The sequence below is a fragment of the Zobellia barbeyronii genome, from assembly GCF_018603515.1.
Classification (GTDB): Bacteria; Bacteroidota; Bacteroidia; order Flavobacteriales; family Flavobacteriaceae; genus Zobellia; species Zobellia barbeyronii.
Genome location: NZ_JACATN010000001.1, coordinates 595746 through 612400 on the forward strand (window position 1 = coordinate 595746; position 16655 = coordinate 612400).

17 protein-coding genes are annotated in these 16655 nt (G+C 37.3%); 9 read left to right on the forward strand and 8 right to left on the reverse strand.

Going from position 1 to position 16655, the window contains the following annotated elements; translation table 11 throughout:
• Positions 1-15: 15 nt before the first annotated feature.
• The gene (locus HW347_RS02320) at positions 16-1170 is read right to left on the reverse strand and encodes a cystathionine gamma-synthase (RefSeq protein ID WP_214610338.1); all 1155 of its coding nucleotides are present in this window, start codon (positions 1168-1170) and stop codon (positions 16-18) included.
• 86 nt (positions 1171-1256) lie between these two features.
• Between HW347_RS02320 and HW347_RS02325 the strand changes: the two genes are divergently transcribed.
• Positions 1257-1997, forward strand: coding sequence for a DUF3298 and DUF4163 domain-containing protein (locus tag HW347_RS02325; RefSeq protein ID WP_214610339.1), 741 nt, complete (start codon positions 1257-1259; stop codon positions 1995-1997).
• Positions 1998-2000: 3 nt separating this feature from the next.
• Here the strand turns inward: HW347_RS02325 and HW347_RS02330 are convergent, their stop codons facing one another.
• Positions 2001-2462: a DinB family protein gene (locus tag HW347_RS02330; protein WP_214610340.1), complete on the reverse strand. Its 462-nt coding sequence runs from the start codon at positions 2460-2462 to the stop codon at positions 2001-2003.
• Between the two features lie 86 nt (positions 2463-2548).
• Here HW347_RS02330 and HW347_RS02335 point away from each other — a divergent pair, with 86 nt between their 5' ends.
• Positions 2549-2902 carry an arsenate reductase family protein gene (locus HW347_RS02335; RefSeq protein WP_214610341.1) on the forward strand — a complete coding sequence of 118 codons (354 nt, stop codon included), beginning with the start codon at positions 2549-2551 and terminating at the stop codon, positions 2900-2902.
• Complete coding sequence (locus HW347_RS02340) at positions 2899-3801, forward strand: DMT family transporter (RefSeq protein WP_214610342.1); 903 nt, start codon at positions 2899-2901, stop codon at positions 3799-3801. The genes HW347_RS02335 and HW347_RS02340 overlap by 4 nt, the downstream gene beginning before the upstream one ends.
• Here HW347_RS02340 and HW347_RS02345 read toward each other — a convergent pair.
• On the reverse strand, positions 3776-4252 hold the full coding sequence (locus HW347_RS02345; protein WP_194533358.1) for an acyl-CoA thioesterase: 477 nt from the start codon (positions 4250-4252) through the stop codon (positions 3776-3778). The genes HW347_RS02340 and HW347_RS02345 overlap by 26 nt on opposite strands.
• Before the next feature lie 122 nt (positions 4253-4374).
• Between HW347_RS02345 and HW347_RS02350 the strand changes: the two genes are divergently transcribed.
• Positions 4375-5349, forward strand: a complete 975-nt coding sequence (locus tag HW347_RS02350; RefSeq protein ID WP_214610343.1) for an NAD(P)H-dependent flavin oxidoreductase — start codon at positions 4375-4377, stop codon at positions 5347-5349.
• Between the two features lie 81 nt (positions 5350-5430).
• On the opposite strand, the gene HW347_RS02355 is transcribed toward HW347_RS02350, so the two are convergent.
• Together HW347_RS02355 and HW347_RS02360 are read right to left on the reverse strand one after the other, a co-directional pair.
• The gene (locus tag HW347_RS02355) at positions 5431-7089 is read right to left on the reverse strand and encodes an FAD-dependent oxidoreductase (RefSeq protein ID WP_214610344.1); all 1659 of its coding nucleotides are present in this window, start codon (positions 7087-7089) and stop codon (positions 5431-5433) included.
• A gap of 3 nt (positions 7090-7092) precedes the next feature.
• Complete coding sequence (locus HW347_RS02360) at positions 7093-7368, reverse strand: UBP-type zinc finger domain-containing protein (RefSeq protein ID WP_214610345.1); 276 nt, start codon at positions 7366-7368, stop codon at positions 7093-7095.
• Positions 7369-7479: 111 nt separating this feature from the next.
• Here HW347_RS02360 and HW347_RS02365 point away from each other — a divergent pair, with 111 nt between their 5' ends.
• The 4 genes from HW347_RS02365 (at position 7480) to HW347_RS02380 (ending at position 10965) form a co-directional block, all read left to right on the forward strand.
• Positions 7480-8442, forward strand: a complete 963-nt coding sequence (locus HW347_RS02365) for a YheT family hydrolase (protein ID WP_214610346.1) — start codon at positions 7480-7482, stop codon at positions 8440-8442.
• A 75-nt stretch (positions 8443-8517) separates the two neighbouring features.
• On the forward strand, positions 8518-9003 hold the full coding sequence (locus tag HW347_RS02370) for a c-type cytochrome (protein WP_214610347.1): 486 nt from the start codon (positions 8518-8520) through the stop codon (positions 9001-9003).
• Between the two features lie 105 nt (positions 9004-9108).
• The gene (locus HW347_RS02375) at positions 9109-10224 is read left to right on the forward strand and encodes a glycoside hydrolase family 88/105 protein (protein WP_214610348.1); all 1116 of its coding nucleotides are present in this window, start codon (positions 9109-9111) and stop codon (positions 10222-10224) included.
• A gap of 27 nt (positions 10225-10251) precedes the next feature.
• Positions 10252-10965 (forward strand): endonuclease/exonuclease/phosphatase family protein, encoded by a 714-nt coding sequence (locus HW347_RS02380; protein ID WP_214610349.1) that lies wholly within the window; start codon positions 10252-10254, stop codon positions 10963-10965.
• On the opposite strand, the gene HW347_RS02385 is transcribed toward HW347_RS02380, so the two are convergent.
• The gene (locus HW347_RS02385) at positions 10962-12539 is read right to left on the reverse strand and encodes a SulP family inorganic anion transporter (protein WP_214610350.1); all 1578 of its coding nucleotides are present in this window, start codon (positions 12537-12539) and stop codon (positions 10962-10964) included. The two genes, HW347_RS02380 and HW347_RS02385, sit on opposite strands and share 4 nt — an antisense overlap.
• A 260-nt stretch (positions 12540-12799) precedes the next feature.
• Positions 12800-13711, reverse strand: a complete 912-nt coding sequence (locus HW347_RS02390) for a nicotinic acid mononucleotide adenyltransferase (protein WP_214610351.1) — start codon at positions 13709-13711, stop codon at positions 12800-12802.
• 180 nt (positions 13712-13891) lie between these two features.
• Between HW347_RS02390 and HW347_RS02395 the strand changes: the two genes are divergently transcribed.
• Positions 13892-14887, forward strand: coding sequence for an NAD(P)H-dependent glycerol-3-phosphate dehydrogenase (locus HW347_RS02395; RefSeq protein WP_214610352.1), 996 nt, complete (start codon positions 13892-13894; stop codon positions 14885-14887).
• A gap of 98 nt (positions 14888-14985) precedes the next feature.
• Here HW347_RS02395 and HW347_RS02400 read toward each other — a convergent pair whose 3' ends face one another.
• Positions 14986-16653 (reverse strand): glycerol-3-phosphate dehydrogenase/oxidase, encoded by a 1668-nt coding sequence (locus HW347_RS02400; protein ID WP_214610353.1) that lies wholly within the window; start codon positions 16651-16653, stop codon positions 14986-14988.
• Positions 16654-16655: the final 2 nt, after the last annotated feature.

Genomic DNA, 16655 nt, shown 5'->3' on the forward strand with positions numbered 1-16655 from the left:
AAAATCCGCTAAAATTTAATCAATTGCCTGTTTTAGATCAGAGATGAGATCTTCAATATCTTCAATACCAACACTCAAACGTATCAATGCATCTACCACTCCGCTTTTTTCTCTCTCTGCCTTAGGAATACTACCGTGAGACATACTAGCCGGATGTCCTGCTAAACTTTCAACTCCCCCTAATGACTCGGCCAAAGTAAATACCTCTAATTTCTCCACAATCTTAATAGCGTCTTCATAACTACCTCCTTTGGTTACAAAAGAAATCATACCTCCAAAACCACTCATTTGGCTTTTGGCAATATCATGGTTTGGATGACTTTTAAAACCAGGCCAGTATACGCTTTCAACCTTAGGGTGATTCACTAAATAGTTAGCTATAGCTTCTCCGTTCTCACAATGGCGTTGCATGCGCACATGTAGTGTTTTTATACCCCGTAACACCAAAAAACTATCCATAGGTCCACAAATGGCACCGCTTGCATTTTGAATAAAATAAAGCTCGTCCGCAAGTTTTTTATCTTTCACAATTAATGCTCCCGCAACCACATCACTATGTCCGCCTAAATATTTAGTAGCAGAATGCATAACGATATCAGCACCCAAATCTAACGGAGTCTGTAAGTAGGGCGTTGCAAATGTATTATCTACCGCCATTAACACTTTATGTTTTTTGGCCAGCTGAGCAACCGCCTTAATATCTATGATATTCATCATTGGGTTTGTAGGCGTTTCTACCCAAATGAGTTTGGTATTCTCATTAATGGCAGATTCAATCGTTGCGGCATTTTGCATGTCTACGAAATTGAATTTAATCCCAAATTTCTCAAATATCTTTTTGAACAATCTATAAGTACCTCCGTACAGGTCATTAGTGGAAACAACTTCATCACCAGGACTGAGCAATTTAATTACCGCATCCATAGCAGCAATGCCACTAGCAAAGGCTAAACCATACGTGCCATTTTCAATACTAGCCAAAGAATTTTCCAAAGCCGATCTCGTTGGATTAGCACTTCTTGAATACGCATAACCCTTATGACCACCCGGTGTAGTCTGCGCATAGGTAGACGTTTGATAAATAGGAGGCATCACCGCGCCATAAGCTGCATCCGGTTTCTGACCTCCATGAATTGCCTTACTATTAAATTTTAACGTTTTTTCGCTCATTTTTTATAATTATTCGTGTAAATCTATCGTTATATTTGATATTGGATAACCCATTATCGTTTGCTTCACCCCAATGAACTACCTATATGAGAACCCAAGTTACCTATATCATTTTGCTTTTAGTCCTTGTTGGATGTCAAAAAGAGAACAAACTAACCTTTGAGACATTAAGTCTTGATGAGACCCGTTGTTCTGAATGTCCCAATGTAGAAATTAATATACCCAAGGCTCTTGAGAACTCAAAGATTGCAGAAAGTATTAATACTGCCATTGAAGAGGAAATCATAGAAACGCTTAATTATGATGATGAATTAGAAGCTACTTCTATTAAAGACGCCGTTCAATCCTTTAGTAACGGCTATTGGGAACTCAAAAAACTATATCCAGAAGAAGCTACAAGCTGGGAAGCCAAAATAGAAGGCAAAGTTTCTTATGAAAACGCAGATTTCATCTCCGTTGAGATTAACTCCTATATTTTTACCGGAGGTGCACATGGATATAGCTCTCAGCACTTCTTGAACTTTGATAAGAACAAAGCGAAAGAATTAGAAAACTGGGAAATTTTTAAAGACCGAAAAGATTTTGAACAATTCGCTGAGCAAAAATTCAGAAATCAAGAGCAAATACCTCTAGAAGGTCCAATTAACAGTACCGGGTTTATGTTTGAAAGTGATATGTTTTACCTCCCCGAAAACATAGGGTTTACAGAGGAGGGTATAAAACTACTCTACAACCCATATGAGGTTGCTTCATATGCCGATGGCCCAATAGTTTTAACGCTGCCTTTTACCGACCTCAAACCTTACTTGGTCAACAGCAAATCGTAATCTTTATTTTCCAACTACTTTAAGTAAAGCAGTGATGGCGCCTGAATGCAACCCTTCGTGGTATGCGTTAAAAGCAAGGGCATCGTCTGTTGAACTTAAAGTTACTCCTGCACTGGTAGTGTACTCCTTATATTCTTGAAAAAGACCGGCTTCATAGTCCTCTACCATCCATTCTAAAGTAGAAATCAAGAAGTCTGCAATTATCATTATTTCTTCATCCGTGGCTGTTCCATCAGGCGTTGTTCCTTTCATGAACTTTTGAACAAGTTCATCCGAAACACGCATTTTAAGATGGCTAAACTTATACACCAATACCTGTGTAGTAATTACCGTATGAGCAATATTCCACCAAATATTATTATTAAAGCCCGCTGGAATTTCAAGTAATTGCTCCTTGGGAGTTTCGGTCAATATTTTATATAAACGTTTTCTATTCTGTAACGTAACATCAAAAAGTTTTTTCAAAGCATTCTCGTTTTAAAGTGGGGGTTAAAAATAGTACAATTGAACTGAATTGGGTTTCTTTGTAAAGTGAAATTATGTTAAGAAAGATGAAAAAAATCTACCACCTCAGCACCTGCGACACTTGCAAACGTATCCTTAAAGAACTCCAGCCTTTAGACGGTGTTGTTCTTCAAGATATTAAAACCGAAGCTATGACTACCGAACAGGTAGAACAAATGCAGAAACTTGCTGGAAGCTATGAGGCCCTTTTCAGCAAAAGAGCCCGTCTATACAAAGAAATGGGACTTAAGGAGAAACAACCGTCAGAAGCAGAATTGAAAGATTTGATTCTAGAGCATTATACTTTTCTTAAACGACCGGTTATAATAGTAGATGACCAAATTTTTGTGGGCAACAGCAAAAAAGTAGTTGAAGCGGCAAAAGAAGTATTGCACAATTGAATAAACGCACACTCGCCATATTAGCCGCTGTAGGTGCAACTATTATTTACGCCTTAAACCATACCATAGCCAAAGGTGTAATGCCTGGTTATGTACAGCCTTTTGGGTTTATTATGTTAAGGGTTATTGGCGCATCCATATTATTTTGGGCTATTTCATTTTTTGGACCAAAAGAAAAAATAGAAAAAAAAGATTACCCAAGAATGTTCATTTGCGCACTATTGGGCATGGGCCTGAACATGCTAGTTTTCTTTAAAGGTCTTTCTCTCTCTACCCCAATTAACAGTGCTGTCTTGATTACGACAACACCTATAATTGTTGTATTGCTTTCTGCAGTTTTGATAAAAGAAAAAATAATTCCCAAAAAAATAGTGGGTATTCTTGTTGGCCTTTTAGGTGCACTCGGCCTCATTTTTTTCGGAACGGAAACAAGACAAGACGCTCCTAATATTCCTTTGGGAAATTTTCTTATCCTAATGAACTCTGTATTTTACGGCTCTTACCTAATTGGGGCGAAAACTCTAATAGCTAAATACCATCCGTTTACTTTTATGAAGTGGTTGTTTACTATGGGTATATTCATTTGCCTGCCGTTCGGGTACCACGAATTTATTGCCATAGACTGGCCCAACCTGCCTTTTGAAGCTTTATGGAAAATTGTATTTGTAGTCTTAGGAACTACATTTTGTACTTACTTGTTTAATATTTTTGCTCTAACCCAGCTCAAAGCATCTACATTAAGCGCCTTTGTATATATTCAGCCATTAATAGGCATCCTTTTTGCCGTTGCCACTGGGCAAGACAAACTAACCACACTTAAAATAATAGCTGGCTGTTTGGTATTTTTAGGAGTGTATTTGGCCAGTAAAAAACCTAAACCAAATCCTTTGGGGTCCTAGCAAACTTTCTGGTATCTTCCTTGGTAAGTACTCTAAAACCTTCTGCTTTTTCAACAGTGCTGAACTTTTCTAACAAATCATCTGTTAAACCAGTTAGCTTTCTAGTTTTTAAATCTATCCATGCTCCCATCATTTCACAATGGGCAAAATTTCTTCCCTTGTAATCATAGAAATTATGATGAAATTCAAAGAACTGCGCATCTTCGCTCATTCCCATAATTTCCATAGAAACCTTCACGGGTTTTCCTGGAAAAGCTTCTTTGAAATAGTACATATGCTCATAAAAAACCACAGGACCTATCTCCTTTTCCAACAACGTTTTATGACTAAAGCCTATTTCGGTTAGATAAGTCATTCGCACGTGGCTCATAAAGTTCAAATAAGCAGAATTGGCCAAATGGCGATTCGCATCTACATCGCTCCAGCGTATTTCAAAGTCTTTTAAGTACATATTTTATGAATTAATTTATTATGCATGCATAAGAATAACAAAAATAGCATAGTTTTGAACAAGAGAGGAATTTCTAACCTAAAAATTTAAAGCTATTTTTAATTGTTTCTAAAACTAATGATATGAGCGCAAAACCTTCTTTTATAAACGAATTGGCACTACCTGTAATTGCCGCCCCTATGTTTTTGATATCAGGGCCTAAACTGGTTGTTGAATGTTGTAAAAATGGAATTGTAGGAACCTTTCCGGCATTGAACCAACGTACTAGCGAAGGTTTTGAAGAATGGCTTATAGAAATAAAAACAGAACTTGATGCATTTGAAAAAGAGACTGGTAAAAAAGCGGCTCCTTTTGGTGTAAATCTCATTGTTCACCCTACCAACCCAAGACTTGAAGCAGATGTAAAGCTCTGCATAAAACATAAAGTACCCCTTGTTATTACTTCTTTGGGTGCAGTTTCTATGGTTGTAGATGCTATTCACAGTTACGGCGGACTTGTATTTCACGATATCATCAAAAAACGTCATGCGGAAAAAGCTCAAGAAGCCGGAGTAGACGGATTAATTCTAGTTGCAGCTGGCGCAGGCGGCCATGCGGGAACTATTAATCCTATGACTTTGGTTGCGGAAATAAAGAAATTCTTTCACAAGACTATTATTCTTTCAGGATGTATCAGTACCGGTCGCGATATTGCATCGGCATTGCAAATGGGAGCTGACTTAGCTTATATGGGTACCCGATTTATTAATACCGATGAAAGCAAAGCATCAACCGAATACAAGAAGATGATTATTGATGCCGGTGCAAATGATGTGGTTTATACCGCTTCCATTTCTGGCGTTCATGCCAATTTCTTGGGAGCTAGTTTAAAAGCAGCAGGAATAACTGAAGAAGACCTGAAAAAAGACACTAAGGTAGACTTTGGAAAAGAGCTTGATACCGAGGCAAAGGCATGGAAAACTATCTGGTCTGCAGGCCAAGGCTCTGCATTGATTGAAAACACCCTTCCCGTAGCTGACCTAATTTCGGATTTGAAAACGGAATTTAAATCCGCCGTTCAAGATCAAATCATGCTTTTAGAGAAATATCCAAAATAAAAAATATTTAGAAGAAGAGGAACGTGATTATTAGCTTTATGTTTTTTTAAGCTAATAATCACGTTTCATTTTTTTTAGTCTTTAAGCTTCTAAAGACGTTTCTATAGCCTTTAATTCTCCTAAGAACTGATGTACTTGACTAACAGCCATAGAACCTTCACCCACGGCAGAAGCAACCCGTTTTACAGAACCTTTACGTACATCGCCCACAGCAAAAAAGCCAGGTATGCTAGTTTCTAAAGATTGCGGTTTCCTTTTGGTATAAATATCACACATATACAGTTCTTCTTCATCAATGCCCGGGCCAGTACAAACAAAACCTTTTTCATCTGTAGCAACAATACCTACTAACCATTCAGTACAAGGTTTGGCACCAATAAAAGTAAATAGGTTCGTAATATTCATTTCTGTTTTTTCACCGTCACTATTTTCTAGAACAAGGGATTCTAAATGATGGTCCCCATGCAATTCGGTTACCTCAGAATTTAATTGCACATGAATATTTGGCGCTGCCACTATACGTTGCACAAGGTAGTCGCTCATTTTAGAACCCAAATCACCCCCTCTAAGCACAACATGTACCTCTTTAGCGTAATCTGCCAAAAATAATGCGGCTTGCCCTGCAGAGTTTCCTCCACCCACAACGCCTACCAACTCGCTTTTGCAAGCCGAGGCGTTCATTCCCGTAGCGGAATAATATACGCCACTACCCTCATATTTATTGATATTATCAATAGGCAATTGGCGGTAATTGGCCCCTGTAGCGGCCATTAAAGACTTTGCCTTGATTACTTTTCCGTTAGTAGCGGAAAGCACAAAATGAGTTCCGGTATGTTCAATTTTTTCAGCCCTATGTGGAATGGATATATTACACCCAAACTTTTGAGCTTGTACATAGGCTCTGTTAGCAAGATCTCTTCCAGAAATCCCCGTAGGGAAACCCAAGTAATTTTCAATTTTAGAACTCTTTCCTGCCTGGCCACCAGGCGAGTTACTATCTATAGTCACAACACTCAATCCTTCTGAAGCTGCATATACACTGGCCGCTAAACCAGATGGCCCTGCTCCAATAACCAGTAAATCAAAGACCTTGTCTTCAAAATCCATCAACACTCCTGAAAAACGAGCAACCTCATCCAAAGAAGGTTTCATATGTAGCTGACCTCCGTTACAAATCATAAGAGGCAAATCTTTATTAGAAAGGTCAAAACCTTTGAGCAAGTCATTGGCCTCACTACTCTTATCTACATCCAAGAAATTATACCAGATGTAGTTTTTATCCATAAAATCACGAATAGCATAGGCTTCCTTAGAATTACCTGAACCCACCAACTTAATACCGCCTACAAATTCGTTCAAAATTGCATCTTGACGTTGCAAAAAAGCATTCAGAAGTATATCGCTTAAATTACTATGTTGAGCAATGGCTTCTTTTAGTTTTGTAGGGCTAACCCGTATAAGCTTAGAACCTGCTTTGGCAATAGCCCTAAATTGTGCTCCACGATCAGATAACATACCACTATCTCCCGAAAACTCATTTTTACCATGAGTAACAACTACCTTTTTATCATTATTAGGGTTGATTATGGCAATTCCCCCCTCTAGGACAACGAAAAAATCATATCTAAGTTGGCCCAGTTCAAAAACTACGGTTTCTTCAGGAAAAGATTCTATCTCACCATATTCCTTTAACGTATTTATATGGCTTTGTGGTAATTCCGGAAATCTAGGGTCGTTCATAATTTAGTAATTAGCAATTTGTTCATCTTCATAACACCAAAGCCATCGTTCACCCGGTTCTGCACTACTTATTACAGGGTGACCGCTTGATTGTGCGTGTTTACTTGCATGCCGGTTGGGAGAGCTGTCACAACAAAGCGTTTCACCACAGGTTTGACACGTACGCAAGTGCAACCAATTGCCACCTATTTTTACACATTCGGTACACTTGTGTGCTTTTGCCTCTTTTACTTCTGTGACCGCATCTAAATGCTCACAATTTCGTGTTATTTTTGACATGGCTAAATTTACAATAAAGTTTCACATGCGAGATTATGCTAAAATGTCATTCATTTCCCATCGTATAAACAGCCAATTTAAATTACACAGCTTCTAAACAATTCATATTACATGCCTGTTCTAGCTTCAGATTACAACCCTACTTTTATATTCAAAAACGGACATCTATCTACCGTTTATTCTGGTCTTTTTAGGCGAATAGAAGGGTTGGAGCAACAGCGAGAACGTTTAGAGTTAGCGGACGGTGATTTCATTGACCTAGATTGGAGTTATTCAAAAAAAAAATCAGAGAAAGTGGTCATACTACTGCATGGCCTGGAGGGCAATGCTCAACGTCCTTACATAACTGGAAGCGCAAAAGCTTTTAATAAATCTGGAATTGATGCCTGTGCCGTTAATTTTAGAGGATGCAGTGGAGAAACCAATCGTCTTTTTCGTTCGTACCATTCCGGTGCAACGGAAGATTTAGATGCTGTTGTGCAATCTATTTTAAAACAAAAAAAGTATACTGAAATCTATATAAAAGGGGTTAGTTTAGGTGGTAATATGGCTATGAAATATGCTGGAGAAGAACGCGTGCTACCTGCAGAAGTAAAAGCCGTTATAGGTGTTTCGGTACCTTGCAATCTTCATAGTTCATTAAAGGAATTAATGTCCGCAAAAAATTACCTCTATGCCAAACGTTTTAAAAAACATCTGGTTGAAAAATTATACCCTAAACAAAAAATGTTTCCTGATAGTATATCATTGAGTGATATCTCTAGCGTTAAAACCTTAAAAGATTTTGACGACATTTATACGAGCCGAGCACACGGTTTTGAAAATGCCATAGATTATTACGAGAAATGTAGCTGCCGGCAATTCTTACCTGGTATTAAAATACCCTCTTTAATAATCAATGCTAAGAACGATTCTTTTTTGGGCGAAGAATGTTACCCATATACCGAAGCTGAAAAAAACCCAAATCTTTATTTGAAGGTTCCCGAATTTGGAGGACATGTAGGCTTTATAGCCCCTTCTAACATCTATTACTCAGAAAAAACAGCAATTAAATTTGTGCAAGACATGGTTTAAATTTAGTGAATCATTATATTAGCATCGTTAATAAATGGCCCTCAAGCCAACTCGAATATTGAAACAAAGCATAAGATGAAAAAATTACTTAGCGTATTGGCACTTGGTGCCCTACTTGCCAGCTGTGGTGAAGAAAAAAAAGAAGAGAAAAAAGGTGGTTTTGAAATGAACAGAACTAAAACCGAAACTAAAGCAGTGGAAGCCAAATCTGAAGGTGTACCTGTTGATATGGATAACCAAGGTGTAGGTAAATACAAAGACATTTCTTTTGATGCTGATATTAATGCTGAAATGGCTGCTGCCGGTGAAGCAAAATTCAAAGCAGTTTGTACAGCTTGCCATATGGTAGATAAACGTTTAATTGGCCCTGCATTAAAAGGTGTTTATGAAAGAAGAAATCCAACATGGGTGATGAACATGATTGCAAATCCTGATAAAATGTTGCAAGAAGATCCAATTGCAAAAGCACTTCTAAAAGAATACAACAATGCCATTATGTTGAATCAGAATCTTTCTGACGAGGACACAAGAGCTGTTGCAGAGTACCTGCGTACGCTTTAATAGCATTATTTTAATACTAGTATGCCGTTATCCTATTAATTTAGGGTAACGGCATATTTTTTTTCAATATATTAGTAGCTCTCAATCCACTTAAACCAAAATAAATTGAAACTACTACATCGTTTTTTTATCGTAATTATCATTTTTTCGTGTACGGGCACGTCTTTTTCTCAAAAAATAAAACCTAAGAAAGTAAAGGAATCCATGCAACAGGTTGCCGATTGGCAAATTGCTAATTTTGACGGCTTGTACAGCGACCGCAAAAAACCACACCACCCATTAGATTGGACAAATGCCGCACTCTATGTAGGCATGGCAAAATGGGCCAGCATGGCAGATGATGATACCTATTATGAATGGTTAAAAAATATAGGTGAAGAAAACGAGTGGCAATTGCACAAGCGAAAATATCACGCAGACGATCATGCTGTTGGTCAAATGTATGTTGAGTTATTCCGGAAGTATAAGGATGAAAAAATGATTGCACCTACCAAAGAGCAATTCAATTTTTTAATGTTCCACCCTTCGCAAAGCGCATTAAATTGGGACACACCCTATCATCAAGACAGATGGAATTGGTGCGATGCCCTTTTCATGGCTCCTCCTGTCTTAGCTAAATTGTACAAGGTTACAGGCGAAAAAAAATACTTAGATTTCATGATGTCTGAATTTAAGGCATCTACCGATTTTCTTTTTGATAAAGAGGAAAACCTCTACTATCGTGATGAACGCTATTTTGATAAACTAGATAATGGCACAAAAGTTTTTTGGTCTAGAGGTAACGGTTGGGTATTTGCTGGGCTTGTTAACATCATGAACGAGCTTGACCCTAAAAGTGAAGAGTATGCGTACTTCTTGGATATCTATAAAAAGATGGCAGAAAAACTAATTGAAATTCAAACTCCTGAAGGTCATTGGGCTATGAGTCTATTAGGTCAAGAATTTTATCCTACACCTGAAACAAGCGGTTCATCTTTTTACGTGTATGGACTGGCTTGGGGCGTTAACAACGGTATCTTGGATAAGGAAATCTATGAACCCGCTGTAAAAAAGGGCTGGAACGCCATGGCAAGCCACGTTACCAAAGATGGTATGTTAGGCTATGTGCAACCTATAGGAGCCGCACCAGGAAAAGCTTGGCCAGATAAAACAGAGGTATACGGAACAGGCGCATATTTAAGTGCCGGTACTGAAGTTTATAAGCTATATGGCGGTGAGTAATTTGTCCGAAATTGAAATAATAAAATCTTGAAGATTATAACATGGAATTGTAACGGCGCGCTCAGAAACAAGTTTGAAAATCTTTCTGAGCTTTCCGCTGATATTTATGTAGTCCAAGAATGTGAAGATCCTGCTAGGACAAAGCATAAGGAATATTCTGAATGGGCTCAAAATTATCTTTGGACTGGAGATAACAAAAACAAAGGTATAGGGGTATTTGCCAAAGACAGTATTGATTTAACTCTTTTAAATTGGACTAACCAATATAGAGACCATAATGTAAAATACTTTCTGGCTTGTAAAGTCAATAAAGATTTTGACCTTTTAGCTGTTTGGGCGCATCATAATAACTCTCCGACTTTTGGTTATATAGGACAACTTTGGAAATATCTTCAAATTAACAAATCACAACTAAAAAATAGCCTTCTTATACTTGGTGATTTCAACAGCAACAAAATTTGGGACAAATGGGATAGATGGTGGAATCACTCCAATGTTGTTGATGAACTTAAAGAACTTGGAATTGAAAGCCTTTACCATCACTTTCATAAAGAATTACAAGGAGAAGAAACCCATCCCACTTTTTTTCTTCAACGGAATCGAGATAAAAAATATCACATCGATTACATTTTCGCAAGTAATACATTAAGGGAAAATCTAGATAAAATTGAAATCGGAGAAATTGAAAAGTGGTTAAAAGTCAGCGACCACCTCCCAATTATCAGTTATTTTAATCTCTAAGCATTTGCCCTGTCAGCTACTACCTTGTAAGTAGGGTCTTCTAGAACATTAACATCAATAATATCTTCCGCATTACCTAAAAGATTAATACAATCTTTACTTAAGTGTCTTAATTGAACTTTCTTGCCTTGGTTGGCATATCTCTCGGTTAACCTATTTAAGGCTTCAATTGCCGACATATCTGAAACTTTACTTTCTGCAAAATCTATTATTACTTCGTCTGGGTCATTTGCCACATCAAACTTTTCATTAAAAGCAGTTACAGAGCCAAAGAATAAAGGCCCATAAATTTCATAATGCTTAACTCCGCTTTCATCTACGTATTTCCGAGCTCTAATTCTCTTCGCACTTTCCCAAGCAAATACCAATGCAGAAATTATTACGCCTATCAATACAGCTAACGCTAAATTATGTAGAACTACAGTAATTAAAGTAACCAATATCATTACAAAAATATCTGGTTTAGGCATTCTTCTCAAAGCCTTAAAACTTGCCCATTCAAATGTACCAACTGCAACCATTACCATAACTCCAACCAATGCGGCTATAGGAACAAGTTCTATTACCGGTGCTCCAAATAATATGATAACTAGTATAGTTAATGCAGCAATTATTCCGGACAATCTTGCTCTTGAACCAGCTGATAGGTTAACTAAAGTTTGTGCAATCATTGGACAGCCCCCCATTCCTCCAAAAAAACCATTCAAGATATTTGCTCCTCCTTGTGCCAAGCACTCTCTGTTACTACTTCCTTTTGTACCAGTAATCTCGTCTACCAAGTTCAAAGTAAGCAATCCTTCAGTAAGACCAACTGCTGCCATTATTAATCCGTAAGGCAAAATAATTTTAAAGGCTTCTAATGTAAAAGGAATAGTTGGTATATGAAAAGAAGGTAAAGATCCACTAAGCGACTTAAGTTCTTCTCCTGGTAAAGTATCTTGATTAATGATATCTACTACTTGTTTGGTATCTATGTTTAAAAAATACACTACTACAAATACCACAATAATCCCTATTAATGAAGCTGGGACTGCTTTGGTTATTTTGGGAACAAAAACAATTATTGCAATGGTAAACAATACCAAGCCCACCATAGTGTACATTGCAGTACCAGTAAGCCAAACCGCAGCATCTCCTTGCCCAACTTTAAATTGGTCCATTTGAGCCATAAAAATAATAATGGCCAAACCATTAACAAACCCGAACATAACGGGTTGAGGAACTAAACGAATAAATTTACCCAGCTTTAAAAAGCCTACAATCAATTGAAAAACACCTGCCAAAGCAACTGCTCCAAAAACATATTCTAAACCGTGAGAATTCATTAATGCCATTAGTACAACCACGGTTGCACCAGCTCCACCAGAAATTAGCCCTGGTCTACCGCCAAATATTGCTGTAACCAGCCCCATAATAAAAGCTCCATACAAACCTACTAATGGTGAAAATCCTGCCAGAATTGCGAACATCAATGATTCTGGAATCATTGTCATTGCGACTGTTAATCCCGCTAAAATTTCATTTTTGTAATCTACTTTCTGTTTGAAATCGAACAAATTCAAATACTTCTTCACAACATCAAGATTTTAAGCGGGCAAAAATACACCAAAATACCCTATAAGCCATAGACTTAGCGGCTAAATGCAATTGAACAAATTACAAACCGAAATCCTTAATTATCAATAAGTTAATATCAAAAATTATTAAAATCTATAAGTATTTAATGAGGAGTTCATAATGAACACGGCCATTGAAAAATATAATTAAATAAAAAAACCGCCCTAAGCATTGCAGCTAAGGGCGATTTCTAACTAAATAACCAACCAAAAAACGTTTATATATCTCTACTTCTTTTCACCTTCATTATGGGATTAGAAGTCTTTTTTCTCTTTTTTTCTACGGTGCCTTTTCCGGCTTTTAAGTACTCTTGATATCCTTTTCCCCTAAACTCATATACCGTTTTACTACTCGGGTGATAAAGCTCAATTGTGCTCTCATTAATAACGTACAATTCAAAGTAATCATTGCTCGATGAACGGTAGGCCAGTGTTAAAGTTTTAAGCGTTTCATCGGCTTCTATGTCGTACACCGAGTAATCTCCTTCAAAATCCCATTGAAGGTTTACCAAGGGTGTTCCAACTGGGTCAATAGACGACCTAAAGAAGGTAGGATTGAACTGTAAAAAGTTCTCATTATCAAACTCGTTTAAGGCTCCTTCTAGACTTGTATATGTTTTTTCCCAAGCATGGTATTCTTGTAAAAAATAATTGATGTTGTCATAGAACAACATATCATAATCAAAATTTCCTGTTTGATATCCTTTTAAATAATATGAAGTATCTGAACGGGCATCATATAGTTCTATAGTATTTCCGTTTACCGCAAATACATCTAAAAACCATTGTCCATCTATATCATGGTCAATTTCTACAGCACCACGCACCGTATCATAATATCCTACATCTATCCCAAAACCGTTTCCGGTCTTACCTATACCTACTATATTATTGTTAGCGTATAATGTACCTCGGTTAAAAGAAATGGTAAATGCGCGTTGTAAAAAAGGAACTTCGCCATTGCCTCTAGTAGCATTTATATCTACGTACCAAAGGTCATACGATTGCAACACCTGACTGGTATTGTAAATTGGCTCATCTATAAATTCATCTTCTACAATAACCTCTGTATAACATGAGGTCATTAAAGTGGCTATAAAAACGGTTAATAAAAGTAGTTTTGTCTTCATAATCTTAGTACTGAGATTCTTACTACATAAAACAAGCACCATGCCATTATTGATAACACACTATTAACCAGTACTTAAGGTTTCAATTTTTAAATTACCTAATTTTGTATTGAGTGAAAGCCCAATACCAATACCCATAACCCACCAATTAACAGTAACTAAGTCATTTATTATAGTGCTATGAACCAAAAATTTACAGTATTAGGCGGCGGAAGCTGGGCTACAGCCATCGTAAAAATGCTTTGTGTGAACCAGGAAAAAGTAGGTTGGTACATGCGGAATTCAGATGCGGTAGGCTTCATTAACATTCAAAAGCATAACCCTAACTACCTTACTTCGGTAACTTTTGACACGGACCAATTGGAGTTGACAGACGACATTAACAAAGCCGTTGATAATTCGGACATTTTAATATTTGCTATTCCTTCTGCTTTTGTTGAGGGGGAACTGAAGAAAATAACTTGTTCTTTAAAAGATAAAATCGTGTTTTCCGCTATAAAAGGAATTGTACCGGAAACAGGATTAATCGTTGGGAAACATTTTCATGAAAAGTACGGTATTCCTTTTGAAAACATAGGCGTCATTACCGGTCCGTGTCATGCGGAAGAAGTTGCCTTAGAGCGTTTATCTTATTTGACCATTGCATGCGCCGATACGGAGAAGGCTGAGTATCTAGCTAAAAACTTAAGTAGCGACTACATTAAGACTAAAGTTACCAAGGATATTATTGGAACTGAGTATGCGGCAATGCTTAAAAATATTTACGCTATTGCAGCGGGTATAGCACATGGTTTAGGTTATGGCGATAATTTTCAGAGCGTACTTATGAGCAACGCCATCCGAGAGATGAAACGTTATACTAAACGCATACATAAAATAGACCGAAACATTAATGAGTCTGCTTATCTAGGAGATTTATTAGTTACAGGTTATTCCACTTTTAGTCGTAACCGTATGTTCGGGAATATGATAGGAAAGGGGTATACCGTAAAAAGTGCCCAAATGGAAATGCGGATGGTAGCCGAAGGTTATTACGCCGCCAAAAGTGCATATGAGATTAAATCTAAGTTTAAGAAGAAGGTAAAAGTACCTATCATAGATGCTGTATATGCTGTTCTTTACGAAGATAAAAGCGCCAAAAAGGTGTTTAAAGCACTGACAGACAAGCTTGATTAATTTTTAAACCAAATGGTATTAAAATGAAACCGGCCCGTTTCTTTGGAAAACGGACCGACTTCTCACTCAACATAATTTCTTAAAATCTATTGTAAACCTTATACTCTATCTAAGGAAAAATTAGAATGCTCATCTAATTCACCAAGTAAAGTTTCACGCCATTCGGAAATCTGTGCATCCTCAACAGCATAGATAGATTTGAATTCCTCTAGAATAGGTTCCATTAAAAGGCGAACACTATCAATATCAAAATACAACCTACCGGTTCTTCTAATGAAGAAATCCATTGGGTTTTGCACCATTTCATAATCAATACCAAAACGAAGCTCAGCTTTAGCCATACGGACATACTTATCACTATCCTTAATACCGGCATAGTTCTCTAGTATCATTTCTGTCTGCTTTCCATAATTGGTTACCAAGAACCATGCATCATGTTTGGTAAAACCTTCTGGCTTAATACGGCCATAAATTTCAGTAATGTATTTTTCTACGTGTTTAAATTTCTTGAAATCAACATTACCACATAAGAATATCTTTTCGGTAAAGCATTCCTTTAATTCAGTACCATCTTCTTCATGCATTTTCTTGGCTATGCGATCTACCACACGCTCAGCCATTTTACGATAACCCGTAAGCTTTCCTCCAGCAATACTGATTAGACCTGTATCCGAAGTGAAAATCTCATCCTTCCTAGATAATTCTGAAGCAGATTTTCCTTCTTCGTGAATTAAAGGGCGTAAACCTGCCCATGAAGAAACAATATCTTCCATTTCCAGGTTTATACTCGGAAACATATTGTTTACCGCAGAAATCAAATAGATTGCATCGGCCAAATCTGTACGGACATTATCTTTATCCTTATTAAAATTGGTATCTGTAGTACCTACGTATGTTACCTTACCACGTGGAATGGCAAACATCATCCTACCATCCGGAACATCAAAATATACCGATTGTTTTATTGGTAATTTTTTCTTTGGGAATACTAAATGTACACCTTTGGTTAGGTGCAACTGCTTTCCTTTTTTGGAATTATTGGTACTTCTAAGCTCATCTACCCATGGGCCAGCTGCACTAATAACATATTTAGACTTAATACTGAAAGTAGCACCGCTCACGCCATCTTTTACCTTTACCCCAGCTACTTGGTCATCTACGTAAATAAAATCCTCTACAGACGCATAATTCAAGGCCTGAGCCCCAAACAATAAACTAGACTTTATATTCTCTATAGTCAAACGCGCATCATCCGTACGGTACTCCGCATAATAACCGGCACCTTTTACTATTTTCTTAGGAAGTAAGGGCTCTAGTTTCATTGCCTCCTTCTTCTCTAACATCTTACGCTTATCCTCACCAGTTACCTGAGCCAAGATATCATAGACCTTCAATCCAATGGAAGTTAACCATTTTCCATAAGATCCATTTTCTATAAGTGGTAGCAACATTTTTTCTGGCAATACCAAATGTGGTGCTAGTTTATGGACAATTGCCCGCTCAGAACCTACCTCTTTTACCAACCAAAAATCGAACTGCTTTAAATATCGTAATCCACCGTGAATTAACTTAGTAGACTTACTACTAGTACCGGATGCAAAATCGCCTTTTTCAACTAAAGCAACCTTTAGCCCCCTAGAAGCCGCATCAAGTGCAATTCCACCACCTGTAATACCTCCACCAATGACAACTAAATCATAGGTGTCGTTAGTTAACTCCTGTATTGTTTTTGCTCTGTCTAAATTAGAGAACCTTATGTTTTTCATAG